Below are 25,279 nucleotides of genomic sequence, written 5' to 3' on the forward strand. Positions count from 1 at the left end.
TGAGTGAGATCAGCTTGAAGTGAAGCCAGATTCGTTACTCTTGTTCTTCGGTGTAAAGCCGGAGACAGGCCGCGCGGAAGGGTGACCTGGTTCAATTTATCGAAGCTAGTTTGAAAGCAAGGTTATGAGGAACCCATATGTCTGAACAACAAGCACAAGGTGCCGATGAGGCCATTGACCTTAATAATGAACTGAAAACTCGTCGCGAAAAACTGGCTGCGCTGCGTGAGCAGGGCGTAGCTTTCCCCAACGATTTCCGTCGCGATCATACCTCTGACCAATTGCACGCTGAATTCGATGCGAAGGATAACGATGAACTCGCTTCCCTGAACGTTGAAGTTGCGGTGGCCGGCCGGATGATGACCCGCCGCGTGATGGGCAAAGCCTCCTTCGTCACCCTCCAGGACGTCGGCGGCCGTATCCAGCTGTACGTGGCCCGCGATGACCTGCCGGAAGGCGTCTACAACGAACAGTTTAAGAAATGGGATCTCGGCGACATCATCGCCGCCCGCGGCAAGCTGTTCAAAACGCAAACCGGCGAACTCTCCATCCACTGCACCGAGCTGCGCCTGCTGACCAAAGCCCTGCGCCCGCTGCCGGATAAATTCCACGGCCTGCAGGATCAGGAAGTCCGCTATCGCCAGCGCTATCTGGATCTGATCGCTAACGAAGAGTCGCGCCATACGTTCCGCATCCGCTCGCAGATCCTCGCGACCATGCGTCAGTTCATGGTGGCCCGCGGCTTTATGGAAGTGGAAACCCCGATGATGCAGGTGATCCCTGGCGGCGCGTCCGCCCGTCCGTTTATCACTCATCACAACGCGCTCGATCTCGATATGTACCTGCGCATCGCGCCGGAACTGTATCTGAAACGTCTGGTGGTCGGCGGTTTCGAACGCGTGTTTGAAATCAACCGTAACTTCCGCAACGAAGGGATCTCGGTACGTCATAACCCAGAGTTCACCATGATGGAACTGTACATGGCGTACGCGGACTACAAAGACCTGATCGAACTGACCGAGTCGCTGTTCCGCACCCTGGCGCAGACGGTTCTGGGCAAAACCGAGGTGCCGTATGGCGACCAGGTTTTTGACTTCGGCAAGCCGTTTGAAAAACTGACCATGCGCGAGGCGATCAAAAAACATCGTCCGGAAACCAACATGGCGGATCTGGATAACTTCGACGCGGCGAAAGCGCTGGCGGAATCTCTCGGCATTCAGGTAGAGAAAAGCTGGGGTCTGGGGCGCATCGTCACCGAAATCTTCGATGAAGTGGCGGAAGCGCACCTCATCCAGCCGACCTTTATCACTGAATATCCAGCGGAAGTTTCCCCGCTGGCGCGCCGCAACGACGTGAACCCGGAAATCACCGACCGCTTCGAGTTCTTCATCGGCGGCCGCGAAATCGGTAACGGTTTCAGCGAGCTGAACGATGCGGAAGATCAGGCGCAGCGTTTCCAGGATCAGGTCAACGCCAAAGCGGCGGGCGATGACGAAGCGATGTTCTATGACGAAGACTACGTCACCGCGCTGGAGTACGGCCTGCCGCCGACCGCCGGTCTGGGCATCGGTATCGACCGCATGGTGATGCTGTTTACCAACAGCCATACCATCCGCGACGTAATCCTCTTCCCGGCCATGCGTCCGCAGAAGTAATCTGTTGCACTCCCTCCCGGCCCGCGCCGGGAGGTCTCCCCGCATGAGTCACATCACATTGCTTGCCTGGCCGGATGAACCGGTCACCGCAGTCTATCGGCATGGTGTGCCCCCGCCGGGGAGCAGGGAGTTTACTCTATTTTTTGCAACGTGCCGCGCTGGCTGCCGTTTGTCCAGTTGCCGTTAAAGGCGTCGTTGAGAGTAAAGGTTGAGTTTTTCACCCGGAAAGTCAGCTTACCCTGGCTCGCTTTCGCGTCCTCCACCAGATGACCATGAGTTTTCACCGTTTTAGCGGTGACGGTAATCTCATCAATTTTATCGCCATATTCAGTATAAACATACCAGGTGCCCAGCCAGGGGCCGAAGCCGCTGCTGGCCTGCTGCGCGGCGGCGGCATTCTCGGCTTTGGTTTTATGAATATCGCAGGTGGTCCCGTCGGTCATCTGCGTACAGCCGGAGCGTTCAAGCTGCTCCCGGTATTTCGCGCTAATGGCGTGGGCCGGCGCGGCGGCGACCAGCGCCAGGGTGAGGGTGGTGAAAAGCCAGGTCTTATTCATCTTATTGTTTCTCATTGCGATAGCGGCGCGCATTGTCATAAAGGTTGATACACATTGGTGTATTCTCCGGGGGCGTCAGAATAAATATAACCGCAGCCATTCCTGACAAATAATGAGCAGAAAGGCGAAGAGTTATTTATTTGTAAAAACATCATTACCCTGATTTTATTTATCACCGTATCTTCCCGCTGCTTGTCATATTATTGCAGAGAGAATGTTAAGTAATTGATGTTTTAAAAGCGATTATTTGTCACTTACGCAAATAACAGCAGGCCAGGCCTGGGCGCAGGGCTAAAGCCCGCGCTGGTGCAGTATTGAGTTTTTTTCATATTGCTATCATCATATTTCGAATGAAAGGGATAACCTCTGAAACGGGTTATTAAGCCAGTAATTTTTATCTGCAAAATAAGCCTGCAGCAAGCATTATTTCCATTAATTTTTCAGGGCTACTGGCGACAACGGATATTCCGCCCGCGGCAATGATGGATTTCCATCATTTCTCCGTTTTCATCGCTGGTCGTCGCCTGCTTATAGTGACGGCACACCAGACGACTGGCTGAAAAGGAGATAAACATGGCGACAGAGCACCTGCAGTGGGGCATTAGCCCCCTGTGCTGGACCAACGATGTGCTGGAGGATTTAGGCGGCGATATCCCTCTCGACACCTGTCTGCGCGAGGCGCGGGAGGCGGGATTTCAGGGCATTGAGTTAGGGCGCAAGTTTCCCCGCCAGGCGGAGACGCTGGGGCCTCTGCTGGCGGCGGCTGACCTGCGGCTGGCGTCCGGCTGGTACAGCGGCTTACTGGCTGACCGCAGCGCAGAAGCGGAGCTTGAGGCGGTGCGGGGCCACGCGCAGCTCCTGCAGCAGCTCGGCGCCAGGGTCATGGTCTATGGCGAGTGCGGGCAGCTGCCCGGTGAAACGCCGCTTGATGAGCCGATCTCGCTCTCGCCGCCGTTAAGCCGCGTCAGTCTGACGGCGTATTGCCATAAGCTGAATACCTTTGCCGACCTGCTGCTGCGGGACTACGGTCTGCGGCTGGCCTATCACCATCACCTGATGATGCTGGTGGAGCACGACGACGAGCTGGAGCGGTTTCTGTCACAGACCCATGACAACGTCGGGCTGGCGTTTGATACCGGACACGCCTTCGTCGCCGGGGTCGATATCCCGCGCGTGCTGGAAAAATATGGTCACCGTATCCGCCATCTGCATCTGAAAGACGTCCGTCCGCAGGTGTTGGGGCGCCTGTATCGCGAAAACCTGAGCTTTAACGAGGCGGTGCGCGCCGGGCTGTTTACCATCCCTGGCGACGGCTGCATCGACTATGCGCCGATCCTCGACTTTGCCCGCGACAGCGACTACCGCGGCTGGCTGATTATCGAAGCCGAGCAGGACCCGGCGATGGCGCCGCCGTTGGCCACCGCCCGCCGCGCCTTCGCCTGGCTGGCGCACCATTTCTCGTCCCCTTCATCATCAGAGGAGCACGCATCATGAGCGCGCGGTTAAATATTGGTCTCATCGGCTCCGGTTTTATGGGCCAGGCGCACGCCGACGCTTACCGTCGCGCGGCCATGTTCTATCCCGATCTGCCGAAGCGCCCCTATCTTTACGCGCTGGCGGATCAGGATCAGGCGCTGGCCGAACGTCATGCGGTGAAGCTGGGGGCGGAGAAGGCTTACGGTGACTGGCGCGAACTGGTGAACGATCCGCTGGTGGACGTGGTGGATATTACCTCGCCGAACCATCTGCACTACACGATGGCGATGGCGGCGATCGCGGCGGGTAAACATGTCTATTGCGAGAAGCCGCTGGCGGTTAACGAGCAGCAGGCGCAGGAGATGGCGCAGGCGGCCCGGCGCGCGGGGGTGAAGACCATGGTGGCCTTTAACAACATCAAAACCCCGGCGGCGCTGCTGGCAAAGCAGATTATCGCCCGGGGCGATATTGGCGAACCGGTGCGCTTTCGCGGCACCTTTGATCAGGGGTTTTATAACGACCCGAACCTGCCCTGGTCCTGGCGCTGCTCGAAAACCCTCGGCGGCAGCGGGGCGCTTGGCGACCTCGGCGCCCATACCCTGTCCGTCGCCCAGTTTTTGATGGGCGGGATCCGTGAAGTGACCGCCAGCGCGCAAACCTGTCTGCGCCAGCGTCCGGTACCGCAGACCGATGCCGGGTATGCCAGCCGGGTCGCGGCCGATGCCGAGTGGCGGGAAGTGGAAAATGACGATCAGGTTCAGTGTCTGGTCAATTTCGACAGCGGCGCCGCGGGGGTGATTGAGGCCTCGCGCATCGCCGCCGGGCGCATCTTCGGCGTGTTCTGGGAGGTCTCCGGCACCGAAGGCACGCTGTATATGGACGGGGAGCGCTTTAACGAACTGCAGGTCTATCGCTTCCGCGATGACAAACACGACCGCGGCTTTAAAACGCTGTATGCCGGGAGCCAGATCCCGGCCTATGCCGGCTTCTTCGGCTTCGATTTTGGCGGCGGCGGGCTGGGCTATTTTGACGTCAAGGTGATTGAAGTGCATGACCTGGTGCAGGGGATTTGCGGGGACGACGACTGCTATCCCAGCTTTGAATTTGGTTTACAGAATCAGCGTGTGCTGTCGGCGATTGAAGCCTCGATGGTCAGCCGTCGCTGGGTTAACGTGGTTAAGGATTAAGGAGCCGCTATGTTTCCCTCACAATTACCGACCCCGCGCCGCCCGGCGGCGCAGAGCATTCCCTCCCTGCGCTGGGGCATTATCGGTCCAGGCTGGATCGCCGAGCGTTTTGTGCACTCATTGAAAACCCAGAGCCGGCAGCAGGTGGTGGCCGTTGCCTCCCGCAGCCAGGCGAAGGCCGACCGGGTAGCCGCGGAATGGGGGATCCCCCAGGCTTACGGCCATGTGGCGGAGATGCTGGCGCGTCCGGATATTGATGCGGTGTATATTGCGACGCCGCACAACCATCACTTTCCCGACGGCATGCAGGCGCTGAAGGCGGGCAAACACGTGCTGATTGAGAAGCCCTTCGCGCTCAACCTTGGCGAAGGACGTGAACTGCAGGCCGAAGCCGCCCGCCAGGGAAAACTGGCGCTGGAGGCGATGTGGTGCGATTACGCGCCGAAGTATGATGTGATCCGCCAGCTGCTGGAGGATGGGGTGCTCGGCGACCTGCATACCCTGCTGGCCGATCACGGCGAGTATTTTACTACCGACCACCGCATCTTTAATGCCGACCTTGCCGGCGGGCCGATGATGGATCTCGGCAGCTATCTGACCTCGTTTGCGCTGATGGTAGGCGGCATGCCGCAGGAGATTGTCGCCCGCGGCAGCGCGACGGCAGAGGGGCTTAACGGCCAGACGTCGATGTTGTTCAGCTGGCGGAACGGGATGCAGGGGCTGTTAAACACGACGTTGTTCAGCAACACGCCGGGCGGGGCGGTGGTGGCCGGACGTCAGGCGACCCTGACGATCGACGGTCAGTTTTACGCCCCCGGCGGGTTCACCCTCGCCGCCAGCCAGGGCGGGCAGGCGCTGCGCTGGGAAGAGCCGCGCAATCGCTACGACCAGCTGTTCTGGCAGGCGGAGCATTTTGCCTGGTGCGTCGGTCAGGGGCTGCAGGACTCGCCGCTGCGGCCGCTCAGTCGGGTGCTGCAGAATCTGCAGGTGATGGATGAGGTGCGGCGCCAGGTGGGCGCGGTGTTTAACGAAGAACGCTAAGGGGCCGGCCGGGCTTTGGTTTGCAGGCAGCGCGAGCGTGTCCGCCATTGCCCGGCAGCGGGACGCGCACGGTGCCGGCTGTCCTTGCCCGGCGGCGCTGCGCTTGCGCGGGCCTGGAATATCTATGCAACCGTTTGATATTAAAGCGGATTAATGCCTGTGCTATGTAGGCCGGGCAAGGCGTTGCCGCCGCCCGGCATAAAGGCAGGTTCAGAGCCTGATAGCTGGTGCCACGCAACCCCTCATCGACAGTCGTCGACGGCGACAAACTGGCCGCGCTGCAGAGACTGAACGGCCGCTTCGGCAATCGCCTGCGCCTGCAGGCCGTCCACCAGGCCGGGCAGGTCGGCCACGGTTTCGCCATTCAGAGCGCGGATAAAGGCGTCAAGATGCTGGTAATAAGATCCTTGCACCCGGCTGAACCAGTCCGGCCACAGGCCTGGTTCAATGCGCTGATTGCCGCGCCACAGGGTAGGGCCCGCCGGCGACTGGCTGCCGGACTCCAGCGCGCCCTCTGCGCCCAGCAGGGTGATCCGTTCATCATACCCGTGGCCGGTGCGGCGGGTGTTGTCCAGCTGCGCCAGCGCGCCGCCGCGCATCTGCATCATCAGGATGGAGGTGTCAACATCGCCAAATTCGGCGATTTCCGGCAGGGCCAGCGCCGCGCCCATCGCCGCCACGGTATGCACTTCATCGCCGGTGAGAAAGCGCAGAAGGTCGAAGAAGTGAATCGCCTGATCGCGCATCTGACCGCCGGAGCTGCGCAGATAGTCGAGCGGCGGCATGCTGGAGGCGCGGCAGACCATCTGCACCAGCTCCACCCGACCGATCGCGCCCTGCTCCAGCTGGCGGCGGAGCTGCTGATGGCTGCTGTCGAAGCGCCGGTTAAAGCCGACGGTGACCGGCACGTTCAGGGGAAGCACCCGCTCCACCACCTCGCGGGCGCGCGCCAGGGAGAGGTCGATCGGTTTTTCGCAATAGACCGCCTTGCCCGCCCGGGCGGCGGCTTCCAGCAGTTCGGCATGCGACGGGGTTGAGCTGGCGATCAGCACAGCGTCGATGGCGTCGCTACGGAGAGCCTCGCTCACTGTCACCGCCCGGGCGCCATAGCGGGCGGCCAGCGCCTGGGCGCGCTCCGGCGCGACATCGGCTACCATCGTCAACTCGCTCCCGTCATGACGGGCGAGGCTGGCGGCATGAACCTGACCGATAAAACCACTGCCTACCAGGGCAAAACGTTTGCAATTCATTATTTTTCTCCAGAATGGCGAAGGGACGGTGCCACCATAATCGGTTTGCTAAACTCACTGACACTGCCGTTTTGATGTATTTCCATCATTGAAGAGAGGGGCGATGAAAAACATGTCACTGGCGATGCTGGCCAGACAGATTGGCGTCGGCGTGGCCACTGTGGACCGGGTGCTGAACGAACGCGGCGGCGTATCGCCGCAGACCACGCGCAAAGTGCTGCAGGCGGCGCGGGAGGCGGGGCTGAAGCGGATCCTGCCGGAGGAGCACCGCTTTCCGTGGCAGATTGAGCTCTTTCTCAGCAGCAATGACTCGTTCTTTTTTCCGCAGCTGGCGCAGGATTTCGCCGCCGTCGCGGATAGCCTCGGCTATCGCCGTCTGACCCTGCACCGCACCTTTGTCCCGGAGTCGCAGCCGGCGACCCTGGCCCGGCGCATTATGCGCAGCTGCCAGCAGCGTCAGGGGATCATCGTCTTCGGCAATGACCACCCTGTGGTGCATGACGCGCTGCGCCGCTGCCGGGAAGCGGGCGTCCCCGCCATCACCCTGGCGACGGATCTGCCCGGCGCCGACCGGCTCTGCCACGTCGGGATCAATCAGCTGCAGGCTGGCCGCACCGCGGGGTTAATGATGGGGAGAATGACGCCGCGGCCCGGGGAGGTGCTGATGGTGAGCGGCCGGGAGGATTACAGCGCGCATCGCCTGCGCATCCAGGGGTTCCGCGAGGTGCTGAGCCAGCGCTTTCCCCACCTGCAGCTTAATGAGGTGCTGGCGGGCGAGGAGCGGCGGGAGCAGATCACCCGCCTGCTGGAGCAGGCTCTGTGCCGCAGCCGGCATATTGTCGGGATCTATAACACCGGGCTTGGCAATACTCAGATAGCCGAGGCGCTGGCTCGCCACCGCCGCGAAAGCGACGTCTGCTGGATCACCCATGAGCGCTACAATACCACCCGCCAGCAGCTGGCCCGGGGCAGCCTGGCGTTAACGCTCGATCAGAACACCCGCCAGCACGCCCAGCTGGCGATCGACCTGATGCTGCGCCATCTGGAGTCCGGCTATCAGCCGCAAACCTATGCCGACGGGAAAGTCGACTTTATCCTCTACAGCGCCGAGAACGTGGACTAAGGCGTGCGGCGCCTCCCTTCCTGACAACACGGATTTCCCCGGCGGGTAAATGCCAACCCCGCCGGGGGCGATCGCTTTAAAGCGTTGTCTGCCTCTCATTTTTCGCTCATTTATGCAGCAATGTTAGATGTCTGTCAAAATTCTGTTACTGCATAGTTTTAAAATTTTCATTTCAGTTATTTACTTATAAAAGTTTCAAATGTCTTGTTAATGAAATAAATGGTCTGGAATTCATGGTGTGGCATAAATGGACTGATGTTTCAAAAAAGTGGTGATAAAACAGCCATTATTTGTGATTCCGATCACGACGAAATGCGGAAAACCCCGCAGCGCCGTCGCCGTCACAACAGACATTTGTCGCAACCTGACTGAAATTAATTTTTCATTTTGTTTCATTCACCGGCGTACCTACAAAATCAAGGATCAACTATGAATATTAAGAAAACGATTGTTGCCTCTTTGTTAGCCTGCATGCTGCCTGCGGTGGTTATGGCAAAAGATGTCTCCATTGGCGTCTCGATGGCGCTGTTTGACGATAACTTCCTGACGATCCTGCGTACCTCGATGCAAAAAGAGATGAAAAAAGATGGGGTGAAATCGCAGATCGAGGACGCGAAAGGGGATGTCTCCCAGCAGCTGCAGCAGGTGCAGAACTTTATCGGCCAGGGGGTGGACGCCATTATCGTTAACCCGGTGGATACCAATGCGGTGAAACCGATCATGGATCAGGCCACCAAGGCCGGGATCCCGCTGGTATTTGTGAACCGTCGCCCGCAGGCGGAGCTGACCGACAAGATGGCCTATGTGGGGTCGGACTCGATTCTCGCCGGCCGTCTGCAGATGGAAGCGCTGGCGAAAGCGATGAACGGTAAGGGCAATGTGGCGATCCTGCTCGGCGACCTGGCGAATGAATCCACTCGCGACCGCACCAAAGGGGTGGAAGAGGTTGTCGCCAAATACCCGAACATCAAAATCGTGCAGAAGCAGACCGCGAAATTCACCCGCAATGACGCCGTGGACGTGGTCAGCAACTGGATGACCAGCGGCGAGGATATCCAGGCCATCGCCTCCAACAACGATGAAATGGCGATCGGCGCCCTGCAGGCGCTGGGTAAAAACCCGAACCATATTCTTATCGCCGGCGTGGATGGCACCCCGGATGCGCTGCAGATGCTGAAGAGCGGCAAGATGATCGCCACCATCTTCCAGGATGCGAAAGGCCAGGGTGAGGGCGCCGTAGACGCGGCCATCAAGCTGGCGAACGGTGAGAAAGTGGAGAAAATCATCGACGTGCCGTATCAGCTGATCACCAAAGAGAACATGGCTGAATTTACCAATCGTAATCAGAAATAATCCTGGCCAACCTGTGGTACGGAGGTGGATGTATGAACGCTTTTGCCCTTGAAGCCGAAGGTATCAGTAAGTTCTTCCCCGGCGTGAAGGCGCTCGACAATGTCTCATTACGCGTGCGCCCGGGAACGGTGCACGCCCTGATGGGCGAGAACGGCGCCGGTAAATCCACGCTAATGAAGTGCCTGATCGGTATCTATCGCCCGGATAAAGGATCGATTCGCGTGAAAGGTGAGCCGGTGGAGTTTACCGACACCATGGATGCGCTGCGCTCGGGGATATCGATGATCCACCAGGAGCTGAATCTGGTGCCGCATATGACGGTGGCGGAGAATATCTGGCTGGGGCGCGAGCCGATGAAGTACGGCTTTGTCGACCACGGCCAGCTGACCCGCCAGACCCAGGCGCTGCTGGATAAGCTGAATATTCGCTTAACCGCCGACCGGCTGGTGGGGGACCTGAGCATCGCCGCCCAGCAGATGGTGGAGATTGCCAAAGCGGTCTCATGGAACGCGGATATTGTGATCATGGATGAGCCCACTTCGGCGCTGACCGAAGGCGAGGTAGCTCACCTGTTCACCATCATCCGCGACCTGCGGGCCCAGGGCAAAGCGATCATCTATATCAGCCATAAAATGGATGAGATCTTCGCTATCACCGATGAGATCAGCGTCTTTCGCGATGGGACCTGGGTGGGGAGCAAAAACACCACCGAATTTACCCGCCAGTCGCTGATTACCCAGATGGTGGGCCGCGAATTAACCCAGCTGTTCCCGAAATTTAATAACACCATCGGCGAAGAGGTGCTGACGGTGCGCAATCTGACGCGCCAGGGCGTGTTCCATGATGTCAGCTTTACCGTGCGTCGCGGCGAGATCCTCGGCGTGGCCGGGCTGGTGGGCGCCGGGCGCAGCGAGGTGATGGAAAGCCTGTTTGGCATGGAACGCTTCGACAGCGGCGAAGTGCTGATCGACGGGGCGCCGGTGACCATTGATTCCCCCTCCGTGGCGATTGAAAAGGGAATGGCGTTATTAACCGAAGACCGTAAAAAGTCGGGCCTGTTTCTGGTGCTGTCGGTGCTGGAAAATATGAGTATCGTCAAAATGCCGGAATATATCGGCAAGAGCGGTTTTGTCCAGCACGTGAAAATGGCCGAAGACTGCATGGAGCAAATCCGTCGGCTCAATATTAAAACGCCGACGATGGATCAAATTATTAATAACCTCAGCGGGGGGAATCAGCAAAAAGTTCTGATTGCGCGCTGGCTGTTAGCGCAACCGAAAATCTTAATTCTCGATGAGCCGACCCGCGGCATCGACGTCGGGGCGAAGGCGGAAATTTATCATCTTATCAGTGAACTGGCGAACCGGGGGGTGGCGGTCATTATGGTCTCCTCTGAGCTGCCGGAAATCCTTGGCATGAGTGACCGGGTCATGGTGATGCATGAAGGCCGTATCACCGGCATCCTGGAAAAAGACGAAGCCGACCAGGAAACCATTTTGTCGTTGGCATCCCATTGAGGCACAGAGAATGAGTAATATGAAATTAACGGCGGCTCCGGCCAGCGAGGGTTCCTCCTTCTTCGCTAATTTGCGGCATAAAATGCCGAAAGATACCGGCATCTTTGTGGTGATGCTGGTGATTGCCCTGACCTTTGAAATCGCCGGCTGGTATGTTCGCGACCAGTCGTTCCTGCTCAATACCAACCGCCTGGTGCTGATTGTGCTGCAGGTGGCGATCATCGGCATCATCGCCGTCGGCGTCACCCAGGTGATCATCACCACCGGGATTGACCTCTCCTCCGGCTCGGTTATCGCCCTCGCGGCGGTGGTGGCGGCGAGCCTTGCGCAAACCTCCGACAGCCTGTCGCCAATGTTCCCGGCGCTGGTCAACCTGCCGGCGGTGATCCCGATTTGCGCGGGGATCGGCGTCGGCCTGCTGTGTGGGCTGACCAACGGTTTCCTGGTGACGCGAACCGGCATCCCGCCATTTATCGCCACCCTCGGGATGATGGTCTCGGCGCGCGGTCTGGCGCAGTATTACACCCAGGGCAATCCGATAAGCTTCCTCTCCGACAGCTTTACGGCGATAGGCCAGGGGGCGATGCCGGTGATCATCTTCTTCGTGATTGCCGCAGTGTTTCACATTGCGCTGAAGCATACCCGGTATGGCAAATATGTGTATGCCATCGGCGGCAACATGACCTCGGCCAAAGTGTCCGGCATCAACGTGAATAAATACCTGGTGATCGTCTACACCATCGCCGGGGCGCTCTCCGGGCTGGCTGGGGTAGTGCTGGCGGCGCGCGTCAGCAGTGGCCAGTCGAGCATGGGGATGTCCTACGAGCTGGACGCGATTGCCGCGGCGGTGATCGGCGGCAGCAGCTTAATGGGTGGGGTGGGGCGCATTACCGGCACCCTGATTGGCGCGATGATCCTTGGCCTGATCAAGAGCGGCTTTACCTTTGTCGGCGTCGATGCCTACGTGCAGGATATTATTAAAGGGATCATTATCGTCGCGGCGGTGACCATCGACATGCGCCGCAACCGGAAAAAACGCTAATCTTATCAACTGGCGGCAACGGCGAAGCGCGTCGTTACCGCCAGCCCTGTCCAGAAATAAACAAAATACGTCCCGCCAGGCGCCGGCTGTCTGTTTTTCCCGCGCTGCGCATCCTGTACAGTTTCGCGACTTTTGTTGTCCATTCGCCAGGGGGCCACGCCTTGCCCCCTGTTTCTGGAGTCGTATGAATACACCATCCTTAATCAAATCCTCGCCGCTCTCGCGACCGGGGAGAAGGGGCATTATCGTCAGCCTGCTGGCGGGACTGGCGATCCTGATCCTCAGTCGGGGCGTGAACCTGCCGGCCAGAGAGGTTTACCGTGAGATGCATACCCGGCAGCTGGAGGAGGATGCGCGGTGGGTGGCGGAACGCCTTGAACAGCGGATGAACACCCCCGCTCCGCAGCGGGAAGCGACCTGGCCGCTGGCGGTGATGCGCGCCGATCTGCATACCCTGGCCCGGCAGCGGCATTATCGGCTACTGCTGGTGAATGGCGACGGGCATCTGCTGCCGGCCAGCGTGCTGGCCCAGGTGCAGGCACAGTTCCCGCGGGAGATGCAGCCGCCGCTGTTCGGCAGCCATTACCAGACCATTCAGCCCTTCGCCCCGCATCAGCGGATGTTAAGCCGGGCGCTGAACGGCAATGCCGGCCTGGCGGGCTGGAATCTCGTGATGCTGGCGCCGGACGGCGGATTGCCCTCGCTGCTGATGGCTTACCGCTGGCAGGTAACAATTGGCCTCGGCGTGGTGCTCGCCAGCGTGCTGCTGACGCTGAGGCAGGCGGCGCGCGCCCGGCGAAAACGCTAATCGCCGCCGGCGCCGTCAGGCATGGCGAAACTGCAGGGTAGCGGGCAGATAGCGCTGGAGCGGCTCCGGCGCCTGGCCGTCGATCAGCTGGCTGAGCAGATCGTAGCAGTGCCAGGCCAGCTGGCGATTATCCTGCTGCACGGTATCAATGCGCAGGGAAAGTGAATCGTACAGATAGTGATCGTCGAAGCTGGCGAGATGAATATTGGAGTCCAGCAGATGGTGCTGGCTCATATAGCGCAGGACCCCTTCCAGCAGGCCGCAGGCCGCGGTGAACAGCGCCTTCGGCGGCCGTCCCAGCCGCGCGCAGAGCGCGGCGAACATCTCGTAGCCGGAGCTGGGGTGATAGTTGCCGTTGATCACCCATTCGGGACGCAGCGTAACCCCCGCCTGAGCCAGGCCCTGGGTGAATCCCGCCAGCCGGTCGCGCGAAGGCGATAGCCGCGGCTGGCCGCCGAGAAACCAGAACTCGTCCGCATGCTGAGGGGCGATGCGGGAGATCAGTTCGGCCGTTGGGGTGACCGAGTCAGTCATCACCAGCGGCAGGGCGCTGTCGCTGGGGGAGCGGTCAAACAGCACCACCGGCAGCTGTTCGCTGAGCTTCAGGTAGTCGGCATCGCTGTGCATGCACGAGGCGACGATCAGGCCGTCGACCTGGCGGGCAATCATGTTATTGACCACCACGCTCTCCTGGCCGGGGTTTTCGTCGGTGCAGGAGATAAGCAGCTGCACGCCGGCTTCCCGGCAGAGCGTCTCAAGCTCATGGGAGAAAACGGCAAACCCGTAGTTGGTGATTTCCGGCACCACCAGGCCAATGGTATGGCTGCGGTTATCACGCAGCGAGCGCGCGTGAATGCTCGGCTGATAGTGCTGCTCGCGGGCGATCGCCAGCACGCGCTCGCGCGTCTCCTGCGCCACGCGCAGCTCTTTGCCACGACCGTTGAGTACCAGGCTGGCGGTCGCTTTGGAGACGCCCGCCAGTTCGGCGATATCTTTGATAGTTACGCGTTTGGTTTTCATCAGTACCCGGGAGCCTGAAAGCAAAACGCTTATTCTACCATGCATGGCCGCAGCAGCCAGCGGCAGAATGCCACCGGCGTCGCACCGCTGAAGATGAGCTGCCCCGGATAGCCCGGGAAGAAGCGGCTGCTCATTACCCCTTCGCCATCGTTGATGAAAATTTCCACACTGGAGCGGTCGATAAAGATCTGCAGCCGCCGCGCCTCGCCGCGCCAGTAGCGATGATGCATCTCCGCCGTCTGCAGGCCGCGGCGCGACAGGCGCAGGCCGTCGCGGTTGACGGTGAGCTGTAGGGCGCCGGCAAAATCCAGCCCCAGCGTGCTGTTGGGGGCGATGTCAAAGGCCAGCTCCATCGGGGCGAGGGGCAGGGTCTGCCCGCGCCAGCCCTGGGCTTCCCCGCGCAGGGCGGTCAGTTCGCGCAGCGGACGCTGATACAGGGCACCCGACTGCCAGGCCAGTTCGCGCACGCAGGTCATCTGGTGGATCCATCCCTGCGCGCGGGTGGGCTGATGCATCTCTTCCCCGTCCGGGACGCCCATCCAGCCGACCAGCAGGCGGCGGCCATCTTCGGCCAGCATGGTCTGCGGCGCGTAGAACTCAAATCCGCTGTCCAGCTCGTGCAGCGGGCCATGGTCGAAGGCGCCGCGTTCGGCGTCGAAACGGCCTGCCATCCACACCGCAGGATAGGTATTGAGAAAACGCTGAGCTTCGCGGGCCAGCCCCTGCGGGCAGCAAATCAGCAGGTGGGTGTCCCCCAGCGGAAACAGGTCCGGGCACTCCCACATGTAGCCACCGTTCGCCAGGCCGTTAACGTCATGCCCGGCTATCTCGCCCACCAGGCGCCAATCCCGCAGGTCGCTGGCGGTAAACAGCAGCACTTTGCCGCGCTGTTGCACATCCTGCGCCCCGAGGACCATGTACCAGCGCCCGTCCTGGCGCCACACCTTAGGGTCACGTACATGGCCGGTATAGCCTTCCGGCAGCGGCAGTACCGGCCCCAGCTTGCTGAAGGTGCCATCGGCATTTTCCGTCGCCAGACATTGCCAGGCGGTGCGCCCGCCGTCGGGGAACTTCACGTTGCCGGTGTAGCACAGGGTCAGGGTACCCTCGAACTCGACTGCGCTGCCGGAGTAGCAGCCGTTGCGGTCATACTCTTCATCCGGCATCAGGGCGATAGGTTCATGCCGCCAGTGCAGCAGGTCGGCTGAGCTCCAGTGTCCCCAGCACTTATAGGTGTGGTCGCAGGCGAGCGGGTTCCACTGATAAAACAGGTGATAACGCCCGGCGACCTGGCAAAAGCCGTTGGGATCGTTCAGCAGTCCGCTGACCGGCGCCAGATGCCATTGCGGGTAATGGTCGTCGGCCAGCGCCTGCGGCTGGCCCTGCATAACGGCCTGCAGGATCGCAGGCAGGCGTGACGGTAATGACATTATTCAGCGTCCGTTTTGTATTTCAGCGTCAGAGAGAGCGCGAAGGCCACGGCGAAGGCGATCGCCATCCCGATAATGTAGTTCAGCAGCGAACTGGCCTGCACGATGGCCATTCCCGGGATCGCCGTCAGGCCCACCGCGGTCATGTAGACGTGCATCGACACCACCCAGGCGCCGCCGGCGGCACCGCCCACCAGCGCGGCGATGAACGGTTTCACAAAGCGCAGGTTAATCCCGAAGATCGCCGCCTCGGTGATCCCCAGCATCGCCGAAAACGCCGACGGCAAGGTAATGGCTTTGATTTTGGCATCTTTGGTTTTAAACCACACGGCAAAGCAGGCGCCGCCCTGAGCGACGTTGGCCATCGCCCAGATAGGCAGCAGGAAGTTGACGCCGATTGACGGATTGCCGAGCAGACCCGCCTCAATGGCATGGAAGCTGTGATGGATACCGGTAATGACGATCACCGAATAGAGGCCGCCGAACAGCAGGCCCGCCAGCCAGCCGGCATGGCTGATAAGCGTGCTGAGGATAAACGAAATGCCGTCGCCGAGCGCGCGCCCGGCCGGGCCGATCAGCAGTAGGGCGATAAAGCCAGAGATAATCACCGTCAGGAACGGCGTGAGGATCAGATCCAGCGCGTCAGGAATAACGCGGCGCAGCCGTTTTTCGACAAGGCTCATAAACCACACCGCCAGAAGCACCGGGAAGACCGTACCCTGATAGCCGATCATCGCCACTTCGATGCCGAAGAAATTCATGGTGTGGAAGCCGGCGGCGACGCCCCAGGCGTTGGTCAACGCCGGGTGGGTGAGGATCCCGCCGAGGGTCGCGCCCAGATAAGGGTTGCCGCCAAATTCGCGGGCGGCGGTAAAGCCGATCAGGATCGGCAGAATAATAAACGCCGCCGAGCTGCACATATCCAGCATGATATAGATAGCGTTGCCCGGGTCGACCCAGCCGTAGGTTTTCACCATCCCCAGCAGGCCCATCAGCAGGCCGGAGGCGACGATGGCGGGAATAATCGGCACAAAGATGTTGGACAGCAGGCGGGCAATGCGCTGGAACGGGTTCAGCTTTTTCGCCGCCAGGTCGGCGGCTTCGGATTTGCTCGATTCGCTGATACCCGCCGCCTGGATAAAGGCAGCATAGACTTTATTGACCACCCCGGTGCCGAAGATGATCTGCATCTGTCCGGCATTACGAAAGCAGCCTTTCACCCCGTCGATTTTGCCAATCGCCTGCTGGTCGGCGAGCGCGTCGTCGACCAGCACCAGCCGCAGCCGGGTGGCGCAGTGCGCGGCGCTGGCGATATTTTCCTTGCCGCCCAGCAGGGGAAGCAGTGAGCGGGAAATCTGTTCAAAATCCATAGTACCCTCTGAATGCATGATGATATGGCGTGGGCGGCGCCGGCCATGGCTGGCACCGCGAACCTTATATTTATGTTTTACTTACCCTGTCGCCCGGGTTCACGTCAGAACCAGGTCTCCATTTGCATACCGAACGACCATTCGCCGCCCGATTTGAACCCGTTGCTGCCTAACGCGTCGTCGTTGGCGTAGTTATCCAGCTTTTTGCTCCAGTCCATCCACGATGTATAAAAGCGGATCTCCGGGCGCGAGAAGAAGTCGCCGATGCTGCCGACCTTGAAGGTCGGGGCGAAGGTCAGCTTGTAGAAGCTGCCATTGACCGCATGGCGATCGTTGTAGCCTTCAGGCTGCAGATCCATGTACTGATAGCTGCCCTCCCAGGCGAGGGCGAAGTTCTGCGTCACTTCCTGAATCAGACGCAGGTTGAGAGTGGCCCACTGATAGCTGTCGCCATCGACATAGCGATCTTTACTGCTCTGCGCCAGCACGGCCGGGGCAATAAACCAGCGATCGCTCAGCGGGGTGGTGCCGTAGCTGGCGAAACGCCAGGTGTTGGCTCCCGGACGCAGCGCGCCGTCGGAGCCGATGCCTTTGACCTCGGCGCCCAGGCCGTGACCGTACAGCAGGGCCGTTTTGCTGGTCCCGTCGCGCAGGCCATAGAAGCTCTCATTGTGCAGACCCAGCAGGGCATGAACCCCGGTGTTAGCGGCATCGCCTTTCACCAGATTGCCGTTTGCGTCCTGGCGGTCGTCATTATCTTTCGCCCGCATCCCGCTGACCATCATCTGCACCGGGCCGGCAAAGTTATTCATGCTGACGATATAGTTCTGCACGCTGTTGCTGCTGTCGGCGATATCGCCAAAGTTGCGGCCGTATAACGAGAAGTTGCTGCGCAGGCTGTCGTTCCACTTCACGTCGTAGATCCCGCCGCCGGTCCCGGCGAGGAACACCACATCCGAGTCAATCCAGTGGATATCGAAGTTGTCGCGGTCAAAGCGCTTCCCGGCCCACAGGGTCGAGCCTTTGAACGGACCCTCGAAGGTCGGCAGGTTGCCCAGCTCGACGAACGCCTGGCGCACGTTCAGGTCGCTGCTGCTCGCCGTCCAGTCGTTATAGGTGGTTTGCCCATCGGCCACCATCACTTTGAACCGGGTGGTCGCCCCGTTGTCCAGGGTCTGCTTATGTTCGAGGTTCATTTCCACATAGGTGTCGGCCTGGTTGCCCAGACGACCAATGGCGCCGCCGGTTTCCCCGGCGGGGGTCATATAGGCCCCGGATTTCGTGCTGGCGGCGGAGTCGTTCATGATCACCCCGGAGCGGGCGTAGCCGTGGAACTCAAAGCCGCCGGGCCGTTCGGCTTTTTCTTCCAGTTGGGTGGTGCGTTTGGCCACCTGCTGGGTGGTGGCCTGGGTTTGTTGCTGCTGCTGGGTTAGCTGCTGAACTTTCTGCTCCGCCGAGGCGGCGCGGCTTTCGGCAGTGCTGGCGCGAGTCTCGGCATCCTGCAGACGTTTTTCCAGGGCGGCGAGACGCGCTTCAATGCTGTTCAGGTCTGTCTGCCCATGGGCGGCGGCGGCGCCGGTTAGCAAAGCAATAAGAATGGCTAACTTCCGTTTTTTATACATGTTGGTGACATCCAAAGGTAAATCAGTGAGTGTGCTAACGTTTGCTAAACCGGTTTAGTTAATATGGTAAACATGTCGGTAATGCGGTGAAAATAAAAATTGCTAAACCGGTTTAAGAATTGTGATGTCGCCAGCAAAGTGGGCCGTTAGCCGGCCCAACGGGATCACAGCGAGCGCTGAAGATCGTCCCTGTAGGGCAGGGCGGTCATGGCGCCTTTGGCGGTGGTGGCCAGCGCGCCGCAGGTTTGCGCCAGCGTGAGGTCGGGAGCCAGGGCGGCGAGGTTGTCAGGGATACCGTGGGCGGCGAGTCCGGCGAGCAGCCCGGCGACAAAGGCATCGCCGGCGCCGGTGGTATCGACGGCGACCACCGGGCGGGCAGGGAAGTGGCTAACCTGCCCGCGCAGCGCGGCCTGCACCCCCGCTTTGCCCTGGGTCACCAGCAACAGCGTCGGCTGGAAGCGGGCGTTCAGCCGGGCGATGCCGCTGACGATGTCGTCGCTGCCGCTGATAAAAGCCAGCTCCTCTTCCGAGAGTTTTATGGCGTCGGCGAGGGCCAGCGCCCGGTCGAGACAGTCGCGCAGTTCCTGCGGATCCTGCCACAGGTCGCTGCGGATATTGGGGTCGAAGCTGACATAGCCCCCGGCGCGCTTTATCGCCTCCATCGCCGCGAATGCCGTGCTGCGGCTCGGCTCCGCGCTGAGAGCGATAGAGCAAACGTGCAGCCACTGACCGGCGGAAAACGGCGGAAGATCCTCAGGCGCAAGAAACAGGTCGGCGCTCGGGCGGACCATAAAGGTAAAGGTGCGCTCTCCGTGGCGATCGAGATCGACCACCACCGTGGAGGTGCGCTGCGCCGCATCGAGGCGCATATAGTTCACATCCACCTTCTCCTGCGCCAGGGTGTGACGCATAAAGCGGCCGAAGGGATCGTCGCCGACGCGGCCGATAAACCCGCTATCGCCGCCGAGCCGCGCCACGCCGACCGCGACGTTGGCCGGCGCGCCGCCGGGGCATTGCAGCAGGCGGCCCTCTCCGTCGGGCAGGAGATCGACGACCGCATCGCCGAGTACCCAGATTTTACCATTCATAGGACTAGTTCCTCTTAGCTAAACTTTGTTAAACCGTTTTAGCTAATTAAAGCACAGCCTGGCGGCAAGCGGAACGATTGGCGGACGAAAGGGCGGGGCGAGGGTGAAAAATGTGAGCCAGGCGGAATATTTCGCCACTCCAGATCTGGACTTTTCCTTCCTGACCCGCTTAGGTATAGTTCCACAGGCCGCGGTTAGCCCCGCCGCGGTGATAAAAGGTGAAGGAGTGCGTAGCGCGATGAACCCCAGTTTTGGCGATATTTACGATCGGTACCAGAAGCTGACGCTGACCACGCACCTGCCGGCGGTGATCGCCTGCAGTGAAACCCTGAGCCTGAGTAAAGACCAGCCGTTTCTGCCGCAGCCGGGCTATCTCTATTTTTTGCTGCAGGGGCAAATGACGCTGGCCTTTGGTGACGAGCAGAACCTTATTGGGATTGTTATCGCGCATATGCCGTTAGGGTTGCTGGAACATTATTGTCCGTCGGTGGCGCTCTATTATCAGTGTCTGGGCGAATGCCAGCTGGCGAAAATATCCGCCAGCGATTTTGAACGGATATTCTTTCATTCGTCGCCGGGCTATATGCAAGAGCTGACCACGATCCTGGCCTATATGGGTATATTTGCCCTTGATGCCCACTATGAACGCGGCAGCCAGACTAGCTTTCAGACTATTAAGTCGATGCTGTCGCGCTATTTATATCGCGCTGAAATCGATGGCGGGCAACATGAAAGTCTGTCGGCATTTATTATTAAACGGACCAATCTCTCGCGCAGCTATGTTTATCAGGTGCTGGCCGCCCTGCGCGAGGGGGGATATATCACGGTGAAAAAAGGCAAACTGATTTCCATCGACCGCTCTATTCCTGAGAAATTCTGATTCAGATTCGTCGGCTCCCCGACATAACGTCGCTAAAATCCGCCCGGGCAAAGCGCTAAGCGCGCGTTTTCTCCCGGCCCTGCTACGCCTGAATCTGGCCGTTTTATTTATTTAACCTTGCACTCTGGAGTTATTTTATGACCCTGGACTATGTGGCGCTGGCGATTCTGATCGCCGTGGCCTTAATACTTTTTTATGGCGTGATTGTTATTCACGATATTCCTTATGAAATCGCCAAAGAGCGGCGCCATCCTCATCAGGATGCGATTCATTATGCCGGCTGGGTCAGCTTATTTACCCTGCATGCCCTGTGGCCCTTGTTGTGGATCTGGGCGACGCTGTGGCGCGAAGACCGCGGATGGGGGATGCGCCGCATCGCTGACGACCAGCAGGTGCTGCATCAGCGTCTGGAAACGGTGGTCCAGCGGCTGGAGCAGGTGCAGCGCGAAGTGGACCTTCTGAAAGCGAAGGAGGCAAAATAATGGAAACGTTAATGTTGCTGACCTACGCCGCGCTATGCATCGTGGTGTTTAAAGTCTTCCGCATCCCGCTCAATAAGTGGACCGTGCCGACGGCGGTGCTCGGCGGTATCGCCCTGATTGGCGCGGTGATCTTCGGGATGAATTACAACTTCCCCTATACCGACGTCGGCAATCAGGTGTTTCGCACCGTACCGATTGTGTCGCAGGTGCGCGGTCGGGTGCAGAGCGTACCGGTGAGGCCTAACCAGAGGCTGCATAAGGGCGATGTGCTGTTTACTCTCGACCCGACGCCGTTCCAGGCAAAGGTGGACGATCTGCAGGCGCAGATTAAAGCGGCCAGCCAGGATGCGCTCTCCCTCAACGCCGCGTTAAGCCAGGCGGAGGCCGAGCTGAGCAGAGCGGTGGCTCAGCGCGACCAGTCGCGGCGGGAGTATGCCCGCTTTCGGGAGGGGCATGCCCAGGGCGCCTTCTCCGATCAAATGGTCGATACCCGTCTGCAGACGTGGAAAGCCGATGAAGCCAGCGTCAGCGCGGCTCAGGCGAAAGTGGTTCAGGCGCGTAACGCGCTGGACTCGGTGGTGAAGGGCAAAAATACCACCGTGGCCTCCCTGCTGGCGCAGCTGCAGAAGGCTCAGTTTCAGCTGGATAACACCGTCGTCCGCGCCCCGGAAGACGGCTATGTCAGCACCGTCGGCTTACGCCCTGGTACCATGTCCACCGCGCTGGGAATGCTGCCGCTGATGACCTTTGTGCCGGTGGAGGGTGACGCCTCGCGGGAGTATGTCGCGGCATTTCGCCAGAACGCCCTGCAGCGTCTGTACAAAGGCGAGCCCGCGGAGCTGATGTTTCCGGCCATCCCGGGCACCGTCTTCCGTGGGGAAGTGGCCGATGTGCTGCCGGCGATTGGCGAGAGTCAGTTTCAGGGCCAGGGCAAACTGCTGACCACGGACGCACTCAATACCCATGGCCGGGCGCTGGTGGTGCTGAAGGTGACCGATCCGCGTTTTGCCGAATACGCCCTGCCGCAGGGTGCTACCCTCGAGGCGGCGGTCTACTCAGATCACCTGAAAGAGCTGTCGCTGATCAGGAAGATCCTGATCCGCATGAAGAGCTGGGAAAACTACATCTATCTCGATCACTAAGCCGGCGGGCGCGGGGAGGACCAACCATCCCCGCGCCGCGGTCAGGCCTCGCGGTCCACCAGCCCGTCAATAATCACCTGCCGCACCCCCTGCGAACAGGGTTCAATACGGCCGCGCACGCCATAGACGGCCGCCAGGGTCTCAGGGGTGATGACCGTGGCCGGGGTGCCGTCGCCAAGCAGCTGGCCCGCTTTGAGCATCAGCACGTGGTCGGCGTGACGCAGGGCAATATTGATGTCGTGCACCACCACCAGAGTCACGATGTTGCGCCGCCGGGTCTCCCGGCGCACCAGATCCATCACGTGAAACTGGTAGTTGAGGTCAAGCGCGCTGAGCGGTTCATCGAGTAGTAGCAGGCGCGGCTGGCGAATCAGCGACTGGGCGAGACCCACCAACTGTTTTTGCCCGCCGGAGAGCTGATCGAGGTAGCTCATCGCCAGGTGGGCAATTCCCAGCTGTCGCAGCAGCGCCATCACCTCTTCCTGCTGCTGAGCGCTGTGGCGTCCCCCGGCGGCGCGCTGGGCCACGATAATCGACTCCAGCACATGCAGATGCACGCCGGCGGGGAGCGTCTGCGGAAGATAGACCACCTGTTCTGCGCGACGTGAGAACGGCTGCGTCAGCAGATTTTCTCCCTCCAGGCGCAGCTCGCCGCGGCAGGGGCCCAGTCCCGCCATCGCTCGCATTAACGTCGATTTACCGCTGCCGTTTGGCCCCAGCAGCGCGGTGATTTTCCCCCGCGGCAGATGGGGAACCGTCAGGTTCTCGATCACCTTGCGTCTGGGGTAGCCAGCGCTGAAGTGAGACAGCGACAGCCCGGATAACGTCTGGTCGCTCATACTTGCCCCCGGTGACGTAAAATAATGCTCAAAAAGAACGGGACCCCTACCAGGGAAGTGACGATCCCCACCGGAATAATGGCCCCCGGTATCAGGTTCTTCGAGGCGATGGAGGCCAGGGAGAGCACCAGGGCGCCGATCAGCGCGCTGGCGGGCAGGTAAAAGCGATGATCTTCGCCGAAGAGCATCCGCGCAATATGCGGCGCCACCAGGCCGATAAAGCCGATTGGCCCGACAAAGGCCACCGAAAGCGCCGACAGAATGCTGATCCGCAGCAGCGTGGTCAGGCGCAGACGGCGAACGTTAATGCCAAAGCTGATGGCCCGGTCCTCGCCCAGCCTTAGGGCGGTCAGCGCCCACGCGCTGCGCAGCGACAGGGGCATCACCAGCGCCAGGGCGACCAGCAGGATGGCGACTTTGCTCCAGGAGGCGCGGTCGATGCTGCCCATGGTCCAGAACACCAGCCCCTGCAGAGTGTCTTCATTGGCGATGAACTGCAGCATCGAGACCAGGGCGTTAAAGGTAAAGACCAGCGCGATGCCGAACAGAATGACGCCGGAGGTAGCCACCTGGGTCCAGCGGGTAATGCCATCCAGCAGCAGGGCCGCCAGCAGGGCGAAGATAAAGGCGTTGGCCGAGATAAACCACTGGCCGGGAATACCGGGCAGACCAATACCCAGCACAATCGCCAGCGCGGCGCCAAACGCCGCAGCCGAGGAGACGCCCAGGGTAAACGGGCTGGCCAGCGGGTTATTGAGGATGGTCTGCATTTCGGCACCAGCCAGTCCCAGCGCCAGACCGACGATAATCGCCATCACCGCATAGGGTAGGCGGATATCCCAGACGATGGCGCGAATGCCCGGATCGGCGCTGGCCGGATCGGTTAACGTCTGCCACAGGCTCTGCAGCGGCAGTCCGGAAGGGCCGAGCATAAAATCGAACAGCAGTGAAGCGACAATCAACAGCGCCAGCAGCAGCAACAGCAGCAGGCGGCGACGCACGATATGGCGATAATGATCCATCACGCCAGAAGTCCCGGCGGGCAGCTCGTCGAGCACGGAGTCGGAGGTTAAACGCATGCCGGATTACTCGCTCTGCTGCCAGGAAAAGACGAACGGCTGGTCCGGCAGGTCGGTGAAGTGACGCACGATATAATGGTAAGTCTCATCAGGGTTGAGATCGCGGAAGGCCTGCGGATAGATATCTTTCGCCAGATATTCCATGCCGACAATATTCCACGGATGGTTATAGAAGTGGTGATAGACGCCATAGGCCCGCTTTTCCTGTACCGCCGGGATCTGGCTGACCCCCGGTCGCGCCAGCAGCGTCTGCGCCTGGGCTTTCACCGCCTCCGGCTTAACCTCATAGCCGAGGGGCAGCACCTGGCTGTTTCCGCGCTTCGAGCCGGTCATTATCCAGGCGTCGGGCTTCATGCTGATGATTTTCTCCAGCGAGACGAACCCGGAGGCGCCCGGCAGCAGCTGCGAACCGATATTGTTCGCCCCGACCGCCTCCACCAGCCCGCCCCAGCCGCTGTGGCCGTGAGTAAAGCAGCAGGCGTCGCTGTTGCCGGCCAGCGCTTCCACGAAGACGTTGGCCTTCGGCGTGATGGTCGCGGTTTTCTGGCGAATCGACTGCAGCTGCTGACGATAGTAATCGGTAAAGGCTTTGGCCTGGCTCTCGCGGTTGAGGACTTTGCCCAGCAGGTCGATGCTGGGAGCGGTATCTTTCGCCGGGTCGATCTCATAGTCGACAAACAGCACCGGAACGTGCAGGGCGCTGAGCTTGTCGATGACGCCGCTCTCCATCAGCGCTGGCCTGGCGCGCAGCTGGGCGATCATCAGATCCGGCTGGCGGGCGATGACGCTTTCAAGATCGACATTCCCCTTGTCGCTGAAGCCCATGTCAAGGATCGTGGCCGACTGCGGCCACGTCGTTTTCAGCATCTGCCAGGTGGCAACGTCCTGCTTTTTCGCCAGATTATTCCATGCCACCAGCCGCTTAAACGGATTGTCCCGGTCCAGCAGGGCGAGGGTCATAATGTCGCGGCCATCCTGCAAAATAATACGCTGCGGCTCTTTAGCCAGGGTGACCTGCCGGCCGTCGAGGTCAGTAACCGTCAGAGGATATTGGGTTGCATAGCTGAAGAAGGGAGTCGCGATCAGCGCAGTAAGCAACAGCGATCTTACTGATTTTCTTGCCATAAAATGAGTTCCGTTTGCCAATTTATAAATATAATGATTCTGAGAATTATTCTCGAGTAAACGTCAACGGCAAGTATATCAAGCGCAAATTTCACGAAATGTAACAAACATGTTGGAAATTATGCCAACGCCGACAGGGCGCGCAGCGGCAGCATTTTCTGCCATGGTTGCAGGTCGAAGACGTTTTTCAGGC

Annotated in this window: 21 protein-coding genes and 1 pseudogene; 12 read left to right on the forward strand and 10 right to left on the reverse strand. The window is 60.1% G+C overall.

All coding sequences use genetic code 11. From position 1 onward, the window contains the following. Nucleotides 1-137 precede the first annotated feature (137 nt). Nucleotides 138-1,655 (forward strand): lysine--tRNA ligase, encoded by a 1,518-nt coding sequence (gene lysS, locus KHQ24_RS03140; protein ID WP_004202393.1) that lies wholly within the window; start codon nt 138-140, stop codon nt 1,653-1,655. Between the two features lie 131 nt (nt 1,656-1,786). Here lysS and KHQ24_RS03145 read toward each other — a convergent pair whose 3' ends face one another. Further along, nucleotides 1,787-2,212 carry a hypothetical protein gene (locus KHQ24_RS03145; RefSeq protein ID WP_025999107.1) on the reverse strand — a complete coding sequence of 142 codons (426 nt, stop codon included), beginning with the start codon at nt 2,210-2,212 and terminating at the stop codon, nt 1,787-1,789. Between the two features lie 573 nt (nt 2,213-2,785). Between KHQ24_RS03145 and iolE the strand changes: the two genes are divergently transcribed. Genes iolE through KHQ24_RS03160 form a run of 3 tightly spaced genes read left to right on the forward strand, consistent with a single transcriptional unit; the run spans nt 2,786 to nt 5,916 of the window. Continuing rightward, nucleotides 2,786-3,706, forward strand: a complete 921-nt coding sequence (iolE, locus tag KHQ24_RS03150) for a myo-inosose-2 dehydratase (protein ID WP_062914516.1) — start codon at nt 2,786-2,788, stop codon at nt 3,704-3,706. Then, nucleotides 3,703-4,875: a Gfo/Idh/MocA family protein gene (locus KHQ24_RS03155; RefSeq protein ID WP_004202397.1), complete on the forward strand. Its 1,173-nt coding sequence runs from the start codon at nt 3,703-3,705 to the stop codon at nt 4,873-4,875. The genes iolE and KHQ24_RS03155 overlap by 4 nt, the downstream gene beginning before the upstream one ends. Nucleotides 4,876-4,884: 9 nt before the next feature. After that, nucleotides 4,885-5,916, forward strand: a complete 1,032-nt coding sequence (locus KHQ24_RS03160) for a Gfo/Idh/MocA family protein (RefSeq protein WP_023319879.1) — start codon at nt 4,885-4,887, stop codon at nt 5,914-5,916. 242 nt (nt 5,917-6,158) lie between these two features. On the opposite strand, the gene KHQ24_RS03165 is transcribed toward KHQ24_RS03160, so the two are convergent. Beyond that, the gene (locus tag KHQ24_RS03165; RefSeq protein WP_064178028.1) at nt 6,159-7,166 is read right to left on the reverse strand and encodes a Gfo/Idh/MocA family oxidoreductase; all 1,008 of its coding nucleotides are present in this window, start codon (nt 7,164-7,166) and stop codon (nt 6,159-6,161) included. A gap of 103 nt (nt 7,167-7,269) precedes the next feature. Here KHQ24_RS03165 and KHQ24_RS03170 point away from each other — a divergent pair, with 103 nt between their 5' ends. The 5 genes and pseudogenes from KHQ24_RS03170 to KHQ24_RS03190 all read left to right on the forward strand — a co-directional run bounded on the left by KHQ24_RS03170 (nt 7,270) and on the right by KHQ24_RS03190 (nt 12,971). Further along, complete coding sequence (locus KHQ24_RS03170) at nt 7,270-8,289, forward strand: LacI family DNA-binding transcriptional regulator (protein ID WP_048294337.1); 1,020 nt, start codon at nt 7,270-7,272, stop codon at nt 8,287-8,289. A 429-nt stretch (nt 8,290-8,718) separates the two neighbouring features. Beyond that, complete coding sequence (locus KHQ24_RS03175; protein WP_002892597.1) at nt 8,719-9,642, forward strand: sugar ABC transporter substrate-binding protein; 924 nt, start codon at nt 8,719-8,721, stop codon at nt 9,640-9,642. A gap of 32 nt (nt 9,643-9,674) precedes the next feature. Then, nucleotides 9,675-11,159: a sugar ABC transporter ATP-binding protein gene (locus KHQ24_RS03180; protein WP_004202401.1), complete on the forward strand. Its 1,485-nt coding sequence runs from the start codon at nt 9,675-9,677 to the stop codon at nt 11,157-11,159. A gap of 19 nt (nt 11,160-11,178) precedes the next feature. Beyond that, nucleotides 11,179-12,201, forward strand: a complete 1,023-nt coding sequence (locus KHQ24_RS03185) for an ABC transporter permease (protein ID WP_025999105.1) — start codon at nt 11,179-11,181, stop codon at nt 12,199-12,201. 184 nt (nt 12,202-12,385) lie between these two features. After that, a pseudogene (locus KHQ24_RS03190) lies at nt 12,386-12,971 on the forward strand (hypothetical protein). Nucleotides 12,972-13,024: 53 nt separating this feature from the next. On the opposite strand, the gene KHQ24_RS03195 reads toward KHQ24_RS03190, so the two are convergent. The 5 genes from KHQ24_RS03195 to KHQ24_RS03215 all read right to left on the reverse strand — a co-directional run bounded on the left by KHQ24_RS03195 (nt 13,025) and on the right by KHQ24_RS03215 (nt 19,539). After that, the gene (locus tag KHQ24_RS03195) at nt 13,025-14,029 is read right to left on the reverse strand and encodes a LacI family DNA-binding transcriptional regulator (RefSeq protein WP_023288689.1); all 1,005 of its coding nucleotides are present in this window, start codon (nt 14,027-14,029) and stop codon (nt 13,025-13,027) included. 29 nt (nt 14,030-14,058) lie between these two features. Beyond that, entirely contained in the window at nt 14,059-15,459 is a 1,401-nt protein-coding gene (locus KHQ24_RS03200; RefSeq protein ID WP_211777119.1) for a sucrose-6-phosphate hydrolase, read from the reverse strand. After that, a complete protein-coding gene (locus tag KHQ24_RS03205; RefSeq protein WP_017898801.1) occupies nt 15,459-16,829 on the reverse strand; it encodes a sucrose-specific PTS transporter subunit IIBC in 1,371 nt (456 codons plus the stop codon). Before KHQ24_RS03205 ends, KHQ24_RS03200 begins: the two co-directional genes overlap by 1 nt. 104 nt (nt 16,830-16,933) lie before the next feature. Then, nucleotides 16,934-18,451, reverse strand: a complete 1,518-nt coding sequence (locus tag KHQ24_RS03210; protein ID WP_004202408.1) for a carbohydrate porin — start codon at nt 18,449-18,451, stop codon at nt 16,934-16,936. Nucleotides 18,452-18,615: 164 nt separating this feature from the next. Then, complete coding sequence (locus KHQ24_RS03215; protein WP_023319884.1) at nt 18,616-19,539, reverse strand: aminoimidazole riboside kinase; 924 nt, start codon at nt 19,537-19,539, stop codon at nt 18,616-18,618. Between the two features lie 238 nt (nt 19,540-19,777). Here KHQ24_RS03215 and KHQ24_RS03220 point away from each other — a divergent pair, with 238 nt between their 5' ends. The 3 genes from KHQ24_RS03220 to KHQ24_RS03230 all read left to right on the forward strand — a co-directional run bounded on the left by KHQ24_RS03220 (nt 19,778) and on the right by KHQ24_RS03230 (nt 22,043). Then, nucleotides 19,778-20,419: a Crp/Fnr family transcriptional regulator gene (locus KHQ24_RS03220; RefSeq protein WP_074440954.1), complete on the forward strand. Its 642-nt coding sequence runs from the start codon at nt 19,778-19,780 to the stop codon at nt 20,417-20,419. Nucleotides 20,420-20,556: 137 nt separating this feature from the next. Further along, complete coding sequence (locus KHQ24_RS03225) at nt 20,557-20,901, forward strand: DUF3302 domain-containing protein (protein WP_004202413.1); 345 nt, start codon at nt 20,557-20,559, stop codon at nt 20,899-20,901. Then, the gene (locus KHQ24_RS03230; protein ID WP_017898797.1) at nt 20,901-22,043 is read left to right on the forward strand and encodes an HlyD family secretion protein; all 1,143 of its coding nucleotides are present in this window, start codon (nt 20,901-20,903) and stop codon (nt 22,041-22,043) included. Before KHQ24_RS03225 ends, KHQ24_RS03230 begins: the two co-directional genes overlap by 1 nt. Before the next feature lie 41 nt (nt 22,044-22,084). On the opposite strand, the gene KHQ24_RS03235 is transcribed toward KHQ24_RS03230, so the two are convergent. From KHQ24_RS03235 to KHQ24_RS03245, 3 genes are read right to left on the reverse strand one after another with little or no spacing between them, the layout of a single operon-like run. Further along, the gene (locus tag KHQ24_RS03235; RefSeq protein WP_017898796.1) at nt 22,085-22,882 is read right to left on the reverse strand and encodes an ABC transporter ATP-binding protein; all 798 of its coding nucleotides are present in this window, start codon (nt 22,880-22,882) and stop codon (nt 22,085-22,087) included. Beyond that, nucleotides 22,879-23,907 (reverse strand): FecCD family ABC transporter permease, encoded by a 1,029-nt coding sequence (locus tag KHQ24_RS03240; protein WP_072140534.1) that lies wholly within the window; start codon nt 23,905-23,907, stop codon nt 22,879-22,881. The genes KHQ24_RS03235 and KHQ24_RS03240 overlap by 4 nt, the downstream gene beginning before the upstream one ends. Nucleotides 23,908-23,967: 60 nt before the next feature. Continuing rightward, a complete protein-coding gene (locus tag KHQ24_RS03245) occupies nt 23,968-25,086 on the reverse strand; it encodes an ABC transporter substrate-binding protein (protein ID WP_017898794.1) in 1,119 nt (372 codons plus the stop codon). Nucleotides 25,087-25,279: the final 193 nt, after the last annotated feature.

This window comes from Klebsiella sp. 54, from assembly GCF_018223875.1.
Taxonomy (GTDB): Bacteria; Pseudomonadota; Gammaproteobacteria; order Enterobacterales; family Enterobacteriaceae; genus Klebsiella; species Klebsiella quasipneumoniae.